The sequence below is a fragment of the Bacteroides sp. An19 genome (assembly GCF_002160215.1).
GTDB lineage: Bacteria > Bacteroidota > Bacteroidia > Bacteroidales > Bacteroidaceae > Phocaeicola > Phocaeicola intestinalis.
In genome coordinates, this window is record NZ_NFKD01000143.1 from 1 (window position 1) to 899 (window position 899).

Annotated in this window: 3 protein-coding genes; all 3 read right to left on the bottom strand. The window is 48.6% G+C overall.

Annotation, left to right across the window (positions count from 1 at the left end):
• On the bottom strand, positions 1-209 hold a 209-nt coding region (locus B5F25_RS20895; protein WP_087251753.1), incomplete at its 3' end, for a hypothetical protein.
• A gap of 86 nt (positions 210-295) precedes the next feature.
• Positions 296-664 carry an IS66 family insertion sequence element accessory protein TnpB gene (gene tnpB / locus B5F25_RS20900; RefSeq protein ID WP_013616133.1) on the bottom strand — a complete coding sequence of 123 codons (369 nt, stop codon included), beginning with the start codon at positions 662-664 and terminating at the stop codon, positions 296-298.
• The coding region (locus tag B5F25_RS20905) for a hypothetical protein (RefSeq protein WP_087251754.1) at positions 657-899 on the bottom strand (243 nt) is incomplete at its 5' end. The genes tnpB and B5F25_RS20905, both read right to left, overlap by 8 nt.

Sequence of the window (899 nt, forward strand, 5' to 3'; positions counted from 1 at the left end):
TCGGGGATATTAGGGTCATATGCGCGAAGCTTCTCCGATTTACGACCAAAGAGCTGACGGTTCAGCCATGCGACCTGAGCCGTCAACTCTTTGATACGTTCCTGCAGGTTTTTAATCTGATCTGACTGTTCTTTATTGGTGGCAGACAACGAAGCAACAGTGGCATTCAGCCCTTCTATCGTCTTGAGTAATATAGCTTTTTCATCCATTGCCTGTCTCTTTTTTACTGATGTAAAGATACTAATTATTAATGGATTATACAATAATACCAGCACTTTTTTCAATAAAAAACATGTCATACATGGTACTCCTTACGCTCTGCCCTTAACCGCCGGAGCCTCTGCCCCGGGCTTTCCTGAATACCCTCGACCATCATTACCAGGTCACGCCATTCCATGGGATAACTGTCTGATTCCGGGTCGTATTCCGGCAGTTTGAAGCGTCCGGCCTCCAGCCGTTTGACGTACATCACCATGCCGCCGTCTTCCGCATGAAGCAGCTTCATAAGCCTGCGGTTGGAGCCGATGAAGATGAAGACATCGCCGTTCTTCACCTCACTTTTCATCTTTTCATGCACCACCCCGCACAGCGAACTGATGCCCTTGCGCATGTCCGTCCTGCCCGGACACAGGAAGTAGCGCATCGTGTCGTTCAAGTTAAACATGGCCCTCCTGCAGACTTTGGTTCAACACTTCCATCAACAGCTTCTCTGAGCCGTTTCCAAAGTGGGCACGGAGTCCGTTGGGAAACAACAAGGACACGCCGTAAGGAGCCTGTTCGTCCAAGGACAATTCTGCTGTTGGCCGTTTGATATTGATCGGAGCCAGCTCTTGTTTGATACTGTCTTTCTCGGCAGAGTATTTCTTTTGCCAATAGTGATAGGTGGAATAACTCACTCC

Coding starts and splice junctions, on each gene's coding strand:
- tnpB (WP_013616133.1), bottom strand. CDS start 664: ATGTTTAACTTGAACGACACGATGCGCTACTTCCTGTGTCCGGGCAGG.